We start from the raw sequence: 16,440 nt of genomic DNA on the forward strand, positions 1-16,440 counted from the left end.
TGGTTTTCGGAACTTTGAAAACTTTAAGAAACGAATTTTTATCGCTCTGAATATAAAAATGGAGAGAACGACGATCGTCCTCTCCAGATGTTAGCTTTTTTCAACCCACTACAGTTGACAAAGAGCCGATTTTTGTATAAATGAATTGAGTGTGTTAATTTGTCTACACTTACAACTCTGTTCGATTTTCAATGGCTCGTAAGAGTGTAACTTCATCCGCATACTCAATATCCGCTCCGACAGCGAGACCTCGTGCTAGACGCGTAACCTTGATACCAGCTGGCTTGAGCAAACGTGAAAGATACATGGATGTCGCTTCCCCATCTGCTGTAGCATTGGTCGCCACGATTACCTCTGAAACTTCACTATCCATAAGACGAGTCATAAGGCTCTTGAGATTGATATCATCTGGACTGATACCATTCATTGGAGAAATAAGACCATGTAAGACATGATAGAGTCCATGGTATTCTTGGATATTCTCCATGGCTGCCACATCGCGACTATCTTCGAGAACTAAAATCGTTGTCTGGTCACGAGTCGGATCGGTACAGATAGAGCACGGATCGTCATCAGTCAGGCGACCGCAGATGGAACAATAGGTCAGCTCTCTCTTAGCAGAAAGGAGATTTTTAGCAAATTCATTGACATCGTCATCAGACATTCCAATCGTATAGAAGGCCAGACGGGTAGCCGTCTTAATCCCGATACCCGGTAACTTAGAATAACTGTCAATCAGCTTGGCAATAGGTGTTGGATAAAGCATATGTTCCTTTCTAATTCATTGGATGATGTTGGTTATAGAGATTGATAATATCGCGCGCAATGGAAGGTCCGACACCATTTGTAAGGTTGGTGTTATGAGGGAAGACAACAGCTACAGCGATTTGAGGATTATCTGATGGTGCATAGGCCACAGCATTGGTATTATTAGCTTTTTGACCACCCTCAACATAACTTTCGGCAGTACCTGTTTTCCCACTAATGGAAACTGCTGCGCCATTTGAAAAGGCACGACCGGTTGTCAAAGCACCACCACCATGTGAAACTTGATAAAAGCCTTGTTGGAGGATGGAAACATCAGACTCAGAAATATTAATTTTATTCATTTCCTTGGTATCAATAGATTGAATTAAATCTCCTAAACCACCTTGCTCATTATTTCCATAAATCCCCTCGACAATGTGAGGTGCAATCCGAACACCGTTGTTTGCAATTGTGCCAACGTACTGGGCCAATTGCATTGGGGTGTAGTTATCAAACTGACCAAAGGCATTGGTAATGTAATTAGCAAAATTATACTCTTTTGGTATAAAACCAGTTGACTCATCTGGAAGGTCAATGCCTGTTGAGGCTCCAAGACCATATTCCGCAAATGTCGAACGAAGTTTCCCCATAGCGGATTCTAAATTGTTAGTTAAAACAAACATATTGGGTTGATAGGTCTGACCCATAATGCCCAAAGCCGTTTGAACCATGTAGGTATTAGAAGAATACTCCAAGGCTTCCACAGCTGTAATCGGGAATGAACCGTAGGCCTGAGTATACCAAGAATTAATTGGAGCTGAACCTTGGAAGACAATCGGCTGGTCTGTCAAGGTCTGGTTCCCTGATAAGACTCCATTTTCCCAACCGGAACTGATGGTTGCGGCCTTGACAACCGAACCGGGTACGAAGACATTGGTTACGGTTCCCAAGGAATCAGGTGTTAAATCTCCCGTTTTCAAGTCATGTTTTAGCCCTGACATAGACAAAACCGCACCTGTTTTTGGGTTAAGGGCGACTGCATAGACACCTTCAGAATACTTGGCTCCTCCATTTCCCAGTTCGGAATTGAAATAACTCTTAAGCAGATTGTCCACGCTATCTTGGAAGGCCAAATCAATGGTCAGTTTAATATTATTCCCTTTGGTACCATCTTCAATATTTTCGACACTTTCCATGTTGCCGTGCTTATCTAGATGAATCTCCTTCACCGAGCGTTTCCCTTGCAAGGTTTCTTCATATTGTTTTTCTAGATAAGAGGTTCCAACACGGTCGTTTAGAGAATAACCCTTTTTGATATAAGCATCTGCTTCCTCAGCTGGGAGACCAGCTTTTTCACTGGATACACTTCCTACTATAGACGAAAGCGAAGTCTCTAGAACCTTTCGATCCCACGAAGTTGAAATACTGATACCAGGTAAATTCTTAGAAGCAGAAGCTATCAAGGCAATCTGTGTATCTGTCAAGGAATCTGTCGCAATGGTCCCTGTCGCAAAATTTCCAACTGCATTGAGTTGGCTAAAGAGGTAAATTTCTTTCTTTTCGTCATCCGAGTAGGCCAATTGACTTGGATCGATACTTTCAACAGTATTATTGTAAAGCTCGGATTCAGATAATTGATTGCCATCAGAATCAAGTCGCTTCTCACGTGGTAAACTTTCCATTGCTTTCTTATAGACATCTTGATCTGCTAGATAATAGTCCGCCAACTGTCGGTCAGTCAATGTTGGAGAAGAAACTCCCACATAGGCCAGCAACTTCTTGGCTGTTTCTTTCAAATCGGCAGCCGTCATTTTATTGTTTCGAGTAAAGGAAACAACCTGTTTCACAGTATTTTCAACCAAGGGTTTGCCGCTGGCATCATAAATTTCGCCTCGAGCTGAACTAGTGGTCACCTTTGTTTTACTAGCCGATGCTAATTTTGCCTCATAAAAATCCTTGTTCAAAACCTGCATATAAATCAGGCGACCAATAATGGCCATAAAGAGCAAAATGACAATTGAAAACAATAAATTAAGCCGAATCGGAATCGAATGGCTATCAAATTTTCTCATACAAATCAGTCTCATTTCTATTTTAAATCTTACTCTTCATTGTACCACAAATTAATAAGAAAATTATAGAAAAGGAAAAAGCTTTTTTTCGTTTTTACGGTAAGATAAGTTTTTATTTATTCATCCCTATATTATATGATATAATAAATGTAAAAGTTCGATAACCCAATTTTTTCCAATACGACTCATTTAAAGGAGCCTTCCCTATGAACAAATCAGATATAGCAACCCTCATTGATTCCCACTTCGAAGAAATGACAGATTTAGAGCAAGAAATCGCTCGCTATTTTTTGCAAGATGAGACGATTAATGATAATTTATCTTCTCAGCAGGTTACTCAAAAATTACATATCTCTCAAGCTGCTCTGACCCGCTTTTCTAAAAAGTGTGGTTTTACTGGTTATCGGGAATTTATTTTCCAATACCAACATCAGGCAGAAAATCAAACCAAACAAGTCTCCAAGCACAGTCCACTGACAAAACGAGTCCTCAGAAGCTATAGTAATATGAGGGAACAAACACAGGACTTGATTGACGAAGAACAACTAGAACGAATTGCCCAACTAATCGAAGATGCTGAGCGTGTCTACTTCTTTGGAACAGGGAGTTCTGGGCTTGTCGCCCGTGAAATGAAATTGCGCTTCATGCGTCTAGGTGTGGTCTGCGAGGCTTTGACTGATCAAGACGGCTTTGCCTGGACAACCAGTATTATGGATGATAATTGCCTAGTAATGGGCTTCTCACTTTCTGGTACAACACCTTCTATTTTAGATAGTCTATTAGACGCTAAGGAGATGGGAGCAAAGACTGTACTCTTTACAAGTGTTCCCAATAAAGATAGTCTGGCCTATACAGAGACTGTTCTTGTAGCCACCCACAGCCAACCCTCCTACATCCAACGAATATCTGCCCAACTTCCTATGCTCTTCTTTATTGATTTGATTTATGCCTACTTTTTGGAAATCAATCGTGAAAACAAGGAAAAAATCTTTAATAGCTATTGGGAAAATAAAAAACTCAACGGCTATCGTAGACAAAAACGTGTAAGAAAATCCTAGTTTGGCTTAACCAAACTAGGATTGTTTTGTTTTAAAATGATAGTAGGCACCCAACATACCTGCTGTATTTTGGTGATGGGCAAATTCTAATCGTGTTTTTTCAGCTAGGCTTGGAACCAAGGCCTCTTTCAAGGCTGTGCGGATCTTGGGTTTGAGGATAGCCTCTTGCCCCATGATACCGCCGCCAAGAATAACAACTTCCGGATTGGCAACGTAGCAAATATTAGCCAGACCTTTCCCAAGGTAATCTACCATACGGTCAATACCAGCCATGCAGATTTTGTTTCCTTCGGTAGCTTCCTTAAAGATACGTCGGCCATTCCACTGATCAACATCTTCTCCATGTGCTTCAGCGACATATTTCACTAAAGCTGTTGTAGAAGCCAAGTCTTGAAAAGCTCCATCCTGCATATGCATATAACCGACTTCACAAGCCGAATTGCTAAAACCATGGAAAACTTTTCCATCCATAATCAAGCAACCACCGATACCTGTTCCAATAGTCAAGCAAAGAGTGACACTCGCTCCCTTGCCTGAACCAGATACTGCCTCAGCCAGACCTGCACAGTTAACATCATTTTCAATCTCACAAGGAATATCAAAGCTAGTCTCGATTTCCTTTTTGAACTGGGTTCCTGCGTAGTTAGGGATTTGAGGACCAGCATAGAAAATCTCACCCTTGTCAGGATTCACCATTCCTGCAGAAGATATGGCAACACCTGCTACTGGGCCCGTTTCTAAATAGCTGGCTACGATATCTTTGGTCTTTTGTAAGATATGAGGTCCACCCTTATGCGCCTCTGTTGGCATTTCATGCGATTCAACAAGTTGGCCTTCTTGGTCAATTAAACCATATTTGATGTTGGTTCCACCGATATCAATTGCAACGTAGTGTGTCATAAATACCTCCTTATGAATTAGAGGAAGCGCTCCTTGGTTTCACGAATCAAGGCTGCAGCTGCTTCTACAACTGGACGATCTTCTTCAGTCACTGGTGTCAATGGTGAACGAACAGAACCAATATTCAAGCCTTCATTGATTTTCAAGACTTCCTTAATCACACCGTACATATTTCCATGAGCTGCAGTCAATTTACCAATGATAGCGTTAATAGCATACTGCAATTCACGCGCTGTTTCCAAATCTTTATCCGCAATCAACTGATTGAGTTTCAAGAAGAGTTCTGGCATAGCACCATAAGTACCACCGATACCAGCTTTAGCTCCCATGAGGCGGCCACCTAGGAACTGCTCATCTGGACCATTAAAGACGATATGGTCTTCTCCACCAAGGCTCACAAAGGTTTGGATATCTTGAACTGGCATAGAAGAGTTCTTAACACCGATAACACGAGGATTTTTCAACATTTCAGTGTAAAGACTTGGAGTCAAAGCAACTCCTGCCAATTGAGGAATGTTGTAGATCACGTAGTCTGTATTTGGAGCTGCAGAACTAATATCGTTCCAGTATTTAGCAACTGAGTATTCTGGCAAGCGGAAGTAAATTGGTGGGATTGTTGCAATGGCGTCTACTCCCAAGCTCTCTGCATGACGAGCCAGTTCCATACTATCTTTGGTATTGTTGCAAGCAACGTGAGCAATGATGGTCAATTTACCTTTGGCAACTGCCATGACTTCTTCCAAGATTAACTTGCGGTCTTCAACGCTTTGGTAGATACATTCACCAGAAGAACCATTGACATAAAGACCTTGAACACCTTTATCAATGAAGTATTGAACCAAGGCACGCGTACGCTCTGGACTTACTTCTCCTTGTTCATCATAACATGCGTAGAAGGCTGGAATGACACCTTCGTATTTTTTTAAATCTGACATAGATTTTCTCCTAAGATTTCTTTTTTTCTGCTAAAAGCAGGATTTATTCTTTACGTGTTTAGTATACACCTTATGAAAAACGCTTTCAATATCTTGTGTACACTTAGATTTTAGTTTCGATATGAATTTTGAAATGTTTATGGCTTGAAAGTAGTTTCATAGACAAGCCATCCTATTGGTATTTTGCGAAAATTTTCTCCATCAATCCAGTCTGGAGAAAGACCAAGAGCCCAAACCCAAAAAGCAGGAAGGCTGAACCACCTAAAAGTAAACTGAAGGCGGACAGATAAAGAACCATCACAATAAGAAAGAGAATAACTAACATGAGGAAGAACCAAGGAAAGTTAAAACTTGCCAAGATAAGTCCTTTTTGTAAGACTTCTTTCCAAGTTAAATCAAAGCGTGCAGCGATGGGATAGCTAGCCAACATCACGATAGTGAGGAAGATAAGAATACCTAGACAAATAGCTTTCACCATTTGGAAAGGCATGGCTGTCTGACCCCAGAAGAGATAGAGATCTAGAAGGCTTAATGAGACAATGCCCAACTCAAGCAGACCTAACTGAAGACCTAGCTTCAGATTTTGCTTGAAAGCTCTTAAATAGATTCTAAAGACAGGCACACGTCTGCTCTTCTTAATTTCAAACATAGTCTCGTAGAGGCTTATTTTAGCCACCCCAATCGTCACAATGGGCAAACAAGAGACGACAAAAAGAAGATTAGCTGTCACAATATCCAAGACCTTCTCACTAAAACGCATGAGAAAGTTATCTGTATCAAATGCTGCCTTGATAAGGCTTACTCCTTTTTGTGCCATGTTTGCTCCTCCTGATTTTTTAATCAATCAAAATTTTAAAGAGATATTTGCGAACCTTGTCTTCCATACCTGCATAGCCATTTGGCTGGTGAGGTTCTCCTGGGAAGAAAATCGCAAAATTGTGATAACCCAACAAAAGTGGGTAGTGTTCATGACAATGAACAAAGCCAATGTCACTCGATTCGTCGAATGCTACTGCCTCGTCTTTGATACGTGAACCGTAGCTCGAATATTCATGTCCTGCTACCAGCAAATGCAAATCTGCATAGTTCTTATGATGCTCAAATTGATCATTTTCAGCTTGATTGAGGACATTTTCCTGAACAACTAGAAAGACCTTGTCCCCATCAATCTCATACTTACCTAATTCGAAAGAATCTTTACGGTGTTGGTAGAGATAGTCGATAGCCTTGTCTAGGTTGGGATGAATCCCTTTGTAAAAGGTGATGTTTTTCAAATCGTCAAAAATCATACTCTTTCCTTCGTTTCTGATAGTTAACTAAAATCATAGATTAAGTTTATAAGTGTCTGACAAAATCTTTAAGGTAAGCAAATACCCAACATTTTGTAGACACTTATAACATCTATATTTCCATAGCATGTCAAGACCACTTCCGCAATCTTGATAAACTAGTTTACTTTTCTTATCCTTTAACAGCTCCCATAGTAATCCCTTGAGTAAATGATTTTTGGAATACTAAGAAGACCGTTACGATTGGCACAGCTGCAAGGGCAGCACCAGCCATGATTAAACCGTAGTTAGTTGCCATCTCAGCCTGCATGGTCGCAACCCCGAGTGAGATGGTCAAGTTTTGACGTGAAGTCAACATTACCAACTGCATGAAGTAGTCGTTCCAAGTATTGATGAAGGTAAAGATTGCAAGGGCTGCAAATCCTGGCTTTACAATTGGGAAGGCTACGCTCCAGAAAGTACGAATTTCACCACAACCGTCGATCTTAGCTGATTCGAGCAATTCTGTTGGGATGTTTTCACTGAACTGTTTCATGAGGAAGACCCCGAATGGCCATCCAATCAAAGGCAAGATAACTGCCCAAAGAGTGTCATGGATTCCCATGAAGTTGACGATACGTACCAATGGTACAAGGACAACTTGTTTTGGAAGTGCCATGGCAGCAATAAAGATAGCAAATAGGATGCGTTGGCCATAGAAACGTTTTTTAGCTAGTACATAACCTGCTAGAGATGAGGTCGCACAAACTAAGAACATGGTTACCAATGAAATAAACACAGAGTTCCACATCCACTGCATAGCAGGGTTTTGCACCATGAGTTGTTGGAAGTTTTCCATGGTTGGCATTTTAGGGAACCATTGTGGCGGAATCATAATGGTATCAGGCTGTGATTTGAAGGCACCTGTCAAAATCCAGTAGAATGGAAAGATGAACAGCACGGTCAACAAGAGCAAGATAATAGTTGAAATAACAGTGAATGCTGTTAAAGGTTTCTTTTGTGTAGATTGCATAGCTGTCTCCTTTCTTTAGTATTCTACGTCGTTTCCAAGTACTTTAAATTGAACAAAGCTTACGATAGCAATCATAACTGCCAAGAAGACACCAATGGTATTTGCATAGCCGTACTCTGTCAATTGGAAGGCTTTTTCGTAAAGGTAGTACATAAGTGTACTTGTTGAGTAGTTTGGACCACCAGATGTCAACAACTGAATCAAGGCGAAACACTGGAATGAGTTGATTGTTGTAATGATTGCGATATAAAGTGTTGTTGGAAGGAGGCTAGGCCATTTAATCTTCCAGAAAACTTGCAATTCAGTCGCACCATCAACACGCGCTGCTTCCACCAATGAATTGTCAATATTCCCCATGGCAGCGATATAAAGGATAATCGGCTGACCAACAGATGTAGTCAAAAGGATAATCATAATCGCCATCAAAGCCCAGTTTTTATCTCCCAACCAAGAAATATTTTGGCTAATGATGTGGCTTGACTTAAGGACAAAGTTTAGAATCCCTGATAGTGGGTCATAGATCCATTTCCAAACAACTGTTACGGCAACACTACCTGTTACAACAGGAAGGAAGAAGACGAAACGGTAGAAAGATCTGGCAATGGCATTTTGATGATAGGTCTGAGATGCTACAAAGAGTGAGAACAGAACAACAACTGGTACAGATCCAATAACCAGAATCACGGTATTGATCAAAGACTTCATAAAGACAGGATCTTTAAACATACGAATGTAGTTGTCCAAGCCCACAAACTCAAATTTAGTCATTGAGTAGTTAAAGAAACTTGTAATGAATCCCATAATCATAGGAGCCAATACAAAGATGACAAAGAAGAATAACACTGGTGCTAGGAAAGCGTAGGAAATCACTGTTTCCCGCATACGAATTTTATTGACTTTCACAGTCGGCACCTCTCTTTCACAAATAGAATATTTTGGATTTTCTTGAACTGTTTTAAAATCAAAATGAAATTTTTTAAGATTCACTTATGTAAGAACTTCATTTTAATTTCGTGACAGTTCCTGATATTTCAAATAAAATCCTCCCTTTTCTTACATAGATTATGCACAGGGAAAAGGGAGGAGTCAATCTGATTTAGTGCTTATTGTTTTGTAGCTTTTTTAATTGTTTCGTTAGCTTTTTCAGTGAAGGCTTTCAAAGCATCCGCTGGTTTTTCGTCACCATTTGATACAGATTGCAACATTGGGAACCAAAGTGTTCTCATTTCAGCAAAACCATTGATAGTGTTGTAGTATGGTGAGTAGTATTGAGTCCAACCACTGATTGTTTCCATACGTTTGTCTTCATAAACTTTGCCAAATGAAGTACGAACTGGGAAAGCACCTGTACGAACAACGTCTTTTGGACCCCATTCTTTGTCATCCGCGATGAATTGAACGAATTTCTTAGATGCTGCAACTTTCTTGTCGTCCTTGTTGTTGAATACTGCAAATCCGTTTACAAGGTATTCAAGAGCTGGTTTACCTGAGTCTGATGGGAATGGTACTTCTACCACTTCTACTTTACTAGCTTCCAAGAGTTTAGCTTGGATACCGTTTTGAGATGGTGCCCAAAGAACTGTGTAAGATGTTTGACCGTTAGCAAAGTTTTGGATATCTGCTCCACCGTCAAATTGTGAACCGTTGTTCAACAAACCGTCTTTAATCCAGCTAGCTGCTTTTTCAAGACCTTTGACGAATTTAGGATCATCAGTTGTATATTTAGTTACTTCTTTATCAGTTACAGAACCGCCGTAAAGGTTAGAGATGAAGGCACGTGTTCCTTGGTCTCCCCCTTGACCAGAACTGAACAATGAACCTGGAGTATATCCTTTATCTTTAAGCGCTTTCAAAACTTTTTCAAAGTCGTCTGTTGTCCAACCTTCTTTAACAAGGTTAGCTACACCAGCGTCTTCCAACATTTTCTTGTTCATAGCCATGTAGAATGGTGCAGAACTGATTGGATACATATAAGCTTTATCGCCTGCTTTACTTGCTTTTATAATGTTTTCATTGTTAACATCTTTGACGAAGTCATCTGTGAAGAGGTCGTTCAACTCAGCCAATTTACCGTTTTTACCATATTGGATGATACGTCCTGGTGCGTCAAAAAGCACATCTGGAGCTGTTCCTGCTTCGATAGCTGTTGTGATTTTTTCAGGACCAGACTTGAAGTCGATGGTTTCCAATTTCACCTTTACATCTGGATTTGCTTTTTCAAAAGCTTCGATGATTGATTTTTCATATGTTCCAACACCGTCACCAGTTTTTTCTTGTGTGAAGACTGGGAATGCCCACCAAGTGATTTCTGTTTTTCCGCTATCGCTACCAGATTTTGCAGCATCTTTACTTCCGCCAGAATTACCACATGCAGCAAGGCCAAGAATCGCAGCACCCGCAAGTACTGTACAAGCTAGTTTTCTAAATTTCATTTGTATTCTCCTAATTGATAAGCGTATCCATATTGGATAATGAGTTCTTTGTATTTGTATACGTTTTCATTTTATTCGACGCATCCACCACTCTCCTCTGTTTTGATATTGTGTTATTTGAGACCAGCAACGAAGCGTTCCGTAATCTCTTTTGGTCTAGTAATAGCACCACCAACAACGATGCCTCGCACTCCGTACCCCAGGATTTGTTTGGCTTGTTCTGGTGTATGAATTTTTCCTTCTGCAATGACGTCCACGCCGGCATCACAGAGTTTTTTGATTAATTCAAAATCGGGACCATCCACTTTAGGACTGTAAGATGTGTAGCCTGATAAGGTTGTTCCGACAAAGTCAATTCCTGCTTCTACAGCTGCTAGCCCTTCTTCGATAGTACTTGTATCAGCCATCAAGAGTTGGTTAGGATATTTTTCCTTGACCTGACGGATAAACTCCTGAATCTCCAAACCATCGTAGCGTTCACGCTTGGTACAATCCAGAGCAATGACCTCAATGTCTAGTTCAGCCAATTCATCAACTTCTTTCATAGTAGCAGTGATGAAGGGTTCTTGTGGCGGATAATCTCGTTTGATTATCCCAATGATTGGAAGGTTTGTAACCTCCTTGATTTCCTTGATATCGCGAACACTGTTGGCTCGGATACCGACTGCTCCACCTTGCTCAGCCGCTTTGACCAGCAAGGGAATGACTCCTCCCGCTTCTGTATAAAGCGGTTCGTGAGGAAGGGCCTGACAAGAAACGATGATTCCATCTTTGATTTGTGCAATCAAGGCTTCTTTAGTAATCTGTGGCATCCTCTTTCCTCCTTCTCTTTTTTCTTATGGGTTTATTATATATCATTTTTAAAGCGCTTTCAATACTTTGTAGTGGAATAGATTTCAGTTTCAAAAACTAGACAAGTCAAACAGCACCTCTGAAAGTACTTTCAGAGGTGCTAGTCGACCTATAATAGGAGAATACCAAAATTTATTTTACAATTTCTGACAATTTTACTTTGCGATCTTCAAACATAGATTGGGTACAAGCATCTGCAGTAGCAATTGCTTCGAGAGCAGCTTCACCTGTCAACAATTTTGCAAATTCTTCTGATACTGGAGCTCCTTGCATAATCTCATGCAGATAGCGCATTTCTTTATCAATGACAGATGATAACCATAATGGAGTACGTTTACCTGGTTTTCCATAAGCAATTGCTCCATCCATCTCTGTACTATGATAGATACGAGTACGGTCATCATCTTCTTCTTGCGATTCATGAATCAAGAAATAACTTTCTTGTCCATCTAGCTTAAGAGTTCCTTTACAGTTGAATAAGTCTAAACGGATGGCACCTTTCGTTCCTTGAATCAAGACATAATGCTCACCCCAGCGATAAGCTGAACCCCATTCTAACAAAGCAAATCGCTTATTAGAAAATTCCATATTGACAAAAATCATATCATCTTCATCACCGAAATTTTCACCCTCATGGGCTACATTTCCACCTGTCATGGTTACAGTTTCAGGCATTCCACCCATAAGGAATTGCACGCAATCCAATTCATGAATATGGTGATACAAGTGACCACCTGATTTTTCACGAATTTTTTTCCATGATACTGACGGTTGTTGTTCTTCCCAACCATTACGAGCTGTGTGACAATATAGAACGTCTCCTATAACTCCTTGATTAATTAGTTCTTTTGCATGATGGACACCATTGAAGAAGTTCATAATATGTCCTGCCATAAAGGTTACATTGTTTTCTTTACATGCATCTACCATCTCGCGACAATCTTGATAAGAAAGCGCAATTGGTTTTTCACAGAAAACATTTTTACCATGTTGTGCAGCCTTAATAACCGGTTCCTTATGAAGATTATTTGGAGTTGCGACGATAACACAATCTACCTCATCGCTAGAAACCAACTCATCTAGGGAACTTGCTACTTTTGCTCCCAATTCTTCTGCAATCGCCTCTGCATTATCTGGATCATAGAGAAGAGTAATCTCTGCTCCATCATTCTTTTGCATATAGCGAGCTAACTCAGCTCCAAAATATCCTGTTCCAACAACACCATATTTAACCATGTTTTTTCTCCTTTATTAAATAAACTTTCTAATTTTAACTTATTTCACAGATCCTTCTGATAATCCACTTGCAATTTTATTTTGAATGATAGAGAAGAAAATGATTGATGGAAGAACTACAATAACAGATGCTGCCATCATATCTCCCCAGTCTAGGATTTCTGAACCATTAAGCGAACGAAGGGCTACTGCTACTGTCATCTTTCCTGTATTGTTAATCAAGATCAAAGCATACAAGAATTCATTCCAAGCATTAATAAATGTATAAATAGCTGTTGCTACAATACCTGGTGCTACAATCGGTAGCACAACTTTATAAAATGTAACAAATTTATTCGCACCATCAATTCTAGCTGCTTCTTCAATTCCAATTGGAACTGTTTGGAAAAATCCAACTAAGAGCCAAACTGCATATGGAACACTAAAAGATAGATAAACCATCATCAAGCCAAATAAACTATTTGTTAACCCAACTTTAGCAATGGCAATTGAATATGGAATTGCTAACAAAATTGGTGGGAAAATGTAGGTAATGACGAGTAGTCTCGACATGATTGCTCCCAATTTAGGGAAGAATCGGACAATACCATAGGCTGCCATAGCAGAAATAATAATCGCAATAACGGTTGTAGCTAAGGCAATGATTAAACTGTTTCGAATATTATCAATAAAGTGCAAATCGTTGATAACATGAGTGAAATAATCTAATGTAAATTGTTCAGGCCAAAATCGTGTTGGATACTGAGTTAATTCCCCTTTCCCCTTTACAGACGATATGATAATCCATACCAATGGGAAAATTGCAACGATAGTCGCACCAATCAAGAGTGCATGTGAGAGAATATCTAAATAAATATTGGATTTCTTCTTCATTATTTTCTACCCTCCTTTTCCCACTTACTGATGATAGCAAAGTAGATAAAGCAAATCGCCACCAAGAAGATAAAGAGCAATACTGTAACTGCTGAAGCACGACCCAACAATTTAGTTCCCCAACCTAGGTTGTAAGCAAAAATTGGAAGCGTCGTTGTAGCATTGGCTGGTCCACCACCAGTAATTAGGTAGATGATATCAAAGTTATTAAAGATCCATACAGTTCTCAAAACAACTAGAAGCCCTACAACCACTTTAATATGTGGAAAGACAATAAACTTGAACACTTGCCAACTTGAAGCTCCATCTATCTTAGCAGCTTCAAATTGTTCTTCTGGTACTGTTTGCAAAGCTGAAAGTACATTAACCATAATCATCGGTGCTCCAAACCAAATGTTGATAAACACCAAACATAGGAATGCCCATGTACTATCTGTCAAAAATGCAGGTGTATGATCCATTAAACCTAATTTTACTATTAGGTTAGGTAAGTAGCCATAAACCCCGTTTAGAATCCACTGCCAAGAAAAGGCAATGACGATTGTAGGAAATGCCCAAGGAACAATCAATAAGGTCCTATATAATTTCTTGAAGTGGCGTACTCTGTGAAGAGCTAAAGCCAATACAAACCCTACTAAAACTTGACCAACTAATGAGAAAACGGTCCACTTAATTGAATTAAAGAACGCATTAAAGAAGTTGGGATCTGATAGCACAGCTTTATAGTTAGCTAAACCAACAAATTTGTAATTGGGCATAATCAAATGCTTATTGGTAAAGCTATAAAAAATACTCGAGAAAAACGGATAAACAAATAGTAATCCTACAATAATAATAGCTGGCAAAACAAATATCCAGCGAGTTAAATTACGTTCTTTAACCATTCTCCTTCTCCCTTCTTTTACAAGATTGGGCTAGGGCTTTCCAGCTCACTAGCCCACCTATTTTCTAGTCTTTTACATCTACTGAACAGCCTCAAATAAATCGTTTAATTGTTTTTCTGCTTCTTTTGCTGCTTTCATAGGATCTGTTCCATTTGAAATGATATCTTGGAACATTTGTTCAATAATGTGTTGGTTAGTCAACATACCAGCTTGTACACTTGGTCCATTTTCATAACCAATAGCAGTACCTTTTTTAACAGCTTCAGTAATCACTTCTTCAGCATGTTTAAATTTCTTACGAGTTTCATTTTCTTTATAGGCTGCAGAATCGCTAATTCCCTTAATAGTTGGCAACATACCTACTGGAGTTGAATCAAGGAATTTAATGTAGTCTTCTTCATTATAAAGTGATTCTAAGAATGCTTTAGCAACTTCTGGGTGTTTTGAATTTTTCCAAACAACCATTGGAATGTTTGAGGTTTCAATTCCTTGGTCCTTATCAGATTCTTTGATTTTTGGAATAGGATAAGCATCAATCGAATCAATCAATTGAGGACTGTTGGCATTAATCCCTCCAATATGGAAGCCAGAGTTAAAGTCAAATGCTGTTTTTCCTTGGTAGAACAAGGTAGCTTGTTGAAGGACATTAAAGTTCAAAGAATCTTGAGGTGAGATTTCTTTATACATTTTAACCCAGTATTTAATACCATCTTGAGCAAGTTGGCTTGTCAAATCTGCTTTAAGATCTTTTGTCAAGAGACTTCCACCACCACTACGAACATAGAAGTTCAAGAAACGTGTTGCCATTAAGTCATTTGTTCCGAACGGAACAGACAAGCCATAAACTCCAGCTTCTTTCAATTTTTTAGAAGCTTCATAGAGTTGATCCCAAGTTTTAGGAACCTCAATATTATGTTCTTTTAACAAATCTGTTCTAACCCACATGACTTGTGCATGTGAATAAAGAGGAACAGAGTAGTAATCATCTCCGATTTTTGCTTCATTTAAAGCTGTTTCGTTAAATTTATCCTGTCCAATACGCTTGATAGAATCGTTTAGCGGAACCAAAGCATCTGAGTTTACCATTTCCATTACTTGGTTAGGAAGGGCTGTACTGATATCTGGCACATTTCCATTTGCTAAACCTGTAGTCCATTTAGTATAGAAGTCATTCCAAGAAAATGTTTCAATCTTGATTTTCGTTTTTGGATGTTTTTGCATGAAAGCATCTGCTGATTTTTGAATACTTTCTAAACGTGGTCCTTGAGTAAAGGAGTGCCACATCGTAATCTCACCAGATAATTCTGTCGGTGGTTCAGTGTCAGCTGTATTTTCTTTCTTTCCTGAGCAAGCCACCAAGGCAACGGCTGCTAAAGCAACTCCAGCTAGACATAAAAACTTTCTCATTTTTTTCATTGTTCTTCCCTTTCTACATTAAGAAATCGCAACTTTAAAGACAACTTTTTTCACAGGTTCATCATTTATACGAACCTTCGGTTGATGTAAATCTTCTGGAAAAGTGATGAGGCATTCGCCAGCTCTCAAATGAACTAACTGTTCCACTTTCCCTGTGTATAATTCAATATCTTTCTCTTCATCATATTTTTGGGTAACGCTTACATTTTCTGGCGACGTAACAGCCATGGCTTCTTCGTTTTCCAAAACTAAATGAATATCCAAATATTTTTGGTGAGTTTCAAAGAAAGCACCTGCTTGACCATCTGCTAAATATGTAAAGCAATTTCCAAACAATCGATCACCATCGATATCAATCGAACCTTCTGTTAAATTTTCCAGTCCTGTTTTTTCTAGAAAATCTATTAATGTTGCAAAATGTGGATTTACTTTCACATAAGTTCCTAAACGACTAATTTTTGTAATAATCATACCGTATCCTCCTTTCTACATCTAGTTTCACCAATAACTTTTTAAGAGAGAAATACTCTACATTTCATTCTCTAAATTAGTTTTGTTAGCGTTTTCAAATAGAGTATACTTTTTTTTTTTTAGCATTTCAACTCTTTTTCTAATTTGGAATTTAGTTTTAAATCTTTTTAACTATAGCAACCATATTAAAAGTACTTTCAAAAATAAGTAGGTTTCTTGCAAAACTTGTTTCGAGTGTACAAATTAAGAAACAGAAAAAGAAG

At 39.1% G+C, this 16,440-nt stretch carries 16 protein-coding genes; 1 reads left to right on the top strand and 15 read right to left on the bottom strand.

Annotated elements, in window-relative coordinates:
• Positions 1-169: 169 nt before the first annotated feature.
• Both recR and pbp2b read right to left on the bottom strand, forming a co-directional pair.
• Positions 170-766: a recombination mediator RecR gene (recR, locus tag QM959_RS05355; RefSeq protein WP_000966754.1), complete on the bottom strand. Its 597-nt coding sequence runs from the start codon at positions 764-766 to the stop codon at positions 170-172.
• Positions 767-776: 10 nt separating this feature from the next.
• The gene (gene pbp2b / locus QM959_RS05360) at positions 777-2,834 is read right to left on the bottom strand and encodes a penicillin-binding protein PBP2B (protein ID WP_414371908.1); all 2,058 of its coding nucleotides are present in this window, start codon (positions 2,832-2,834) and stop codon (positions 777-779) included.
• Between the two features lie 191 nt (positions 2,835-3,025).
• Between pbp2b and QM959_RS05365 the strand changes: the two genes are divergently transcribed.
• The gene (locus tag QM959_RS05365; protein WP_414371909.1) at positions 3,026-3,877 is read left to right on the top strand and encodes a MurR/RpiR family transcriptional regulator; all 852 of its coding nucleotides are present in this window, start codon (positions 3,026-3,028) and stop codon (positions 3,875-3,877) included.
• Positions 3,878-3,892: 15 nt separating this feature from the next.
• Here the strand turns inward: QM959_RS05365 and QM959_RS05370 are convergent, their stop codons facing one another.
• The 13 genes from QM959_RS05370 to QM959_RS05430 form a co-directional block, all read right to left on the bottom strand.
• Positions 3,893-4,777: an ROK family protein gene (locus tag QM959_RS05370; protein ID WP_414371911.1), complete on the bottom strand. Its 885-nt coding sequence runs from the start codon at positions 4,775-4,777 to the stop codon at positions 3,893-3,895.
• A gap of 17 nt (positions 4,778-4,794) precedes the next feature.
• Positions 4,795-5,712: a dihydrodipicolinate synthase family protein gene (locus tag QM959_RS05375; protein WP_001281522.1), complete on the bottom strand. Its 918-nt coding sequence runs from the start codon at positions 5,710-5,712 to the stop codon at positions 4,795-4,797.
• 172 nt (positions 5,713-5,884) lie between these two features.
• On the bottom strand, positions 5,885-6,529 hold the full coding sequence (locus QM959_RS05380) for a DUF624 domain-containing protein (RefSeq protein ID WP_414371913.1): 645 nt from the start codon (positions 6,527-6,529) through the stop codon (positions 5,885-5,887).
• Between the two features lie 19 nt (positions 6,530-6,548).
• Positions 6,549-7,001: a YhcH/YjgK/YiaL family protein gene (locus QM959_RS05385; RefSeq protein WP_414371915.1), complete on the bottom strand. Its 453-nt coding sequence runs from the start codon at positions 6,999-7,001 to the stop codon at positions 6,549-6,551.
• A 172-nt stretch (positions 7,002-7,173) separates the two neighbouring features.
• Entirely contained in the window at positions 7,174-8,013 is an 840-nt protein-coding gene (locus QM959_RS05390; RefSeq protein ID WP_020901679.1) for a carbohydrate ABC transporter permease, read from the bottom strand.
• A gap of 15 nt (positions 8,014-8,028) precedes the next feature.
• Positions 8,029-8,895: a carbohydrate ABC transporter permease gene (locus QM959_RS05395; protein WP_161683542.1), complete on the bottom strand. Its 867-nt coding sequence runs from the start codon at positions 8,893-8,895 to the stop codon at positions 8,029-8,031.
• 221 nt (positions 8,896-9,116) lie between these two features.
• The gene (locus QM959_RS05400; RefSeq protein ID WP_414371917.1) at positions 9,117-10,445 is read right to left on the bottom strand and encodes an ABC transporter substrate-binding protein; all 1,329 of its coding nucleotides are present in this window, start codon (positions 10,443-10,445) and stop codon (positions 9,117-9,119) included.
• 113 nt (positions 10,446-10,558) lie between these two features.
• Complete coding sequence (locus QM959_RS05405) at positions 10,559-11,257, bottom strand: N-acetylmannosamine-6-phosphate 2-epimerase (protein ID WP_414371919.1); 699 nt, start codon at positions 11,255-11,257, stop codon at positions 10,559-10,561.
• Positions 11,258-11,429: 172 nt separating this feature from the next.
• Positions 11,430-12,533 (bottom strand): Gfo/Idh/MocA family protein, encoded by a 1,104-nt coding sequence (locus tag QM959_RS05410; protein WP_000241736.1) that lies wholly within the window; start codon positions 12,531-12,533, stop codon positions 11,430-11,432.
• 39 nt (positions 12,534-12,572) lie between these two features.
• Entirely contained in the window at positions 12,573-13,406 is an 834-nt protein-coding gene (locus QM959_RS05415) for a carbohydrate ABC transporter permease (protein WP_247934922.1), read from the bottom strand.
• The gene (locus QM959_RS05420; RefSeq protein WP_247934921.1) at positions 13,406-14,290 is read right to left on the bottom strand and encodes a carbohydrate ABC transporter permease; all 885 of its coding nucleotides are present in this window, start codon (positions 14,288-14,290) and stop codon (positions 13,406-13,408) included. The genes QM959_RS05415 and QM959_RS05420 overlap by 1 nt, the downstream gene beginning before the upstream one ends.
• A 78-nt stretch (positions 14,291-14,368) precedes the next feature.
• A complete protein-coding gene (locus QM959_RS05425; protein ID WP_414371921.1) occupies positions 14,369-15,706 on the bottom strand; it encodes an ABC transporter substrate-binding protein in 1,338 nt (445 codons plus the stop codon).
• A gap of 18 nt (positions 15,707-15,724) precedes the next feature.
• Positions 15,725-16,177: a YhcH/YjgK/YiaL family protein gene (locus tag QM959_RS05430; RefSeq protein WP_078352447.1), complete on the bottom strand. Its 453-nt coding sequence runs from the start codon at positions 16,175-16,177 to the stop codon at positions 15,725-15,727.
• Positions 16,178-16,440 lie beyond the last annotated feature (263 nt).

Source organism: Streptococcus mitis, from assembly GCF_047459985.1.
GTDB classification, from domain to species: Bacteria; Bacillota; Bacilli; order Lactobacillales; family Streptococcaceae; genus Streptococcus; species Streptococcus mitis_DZ.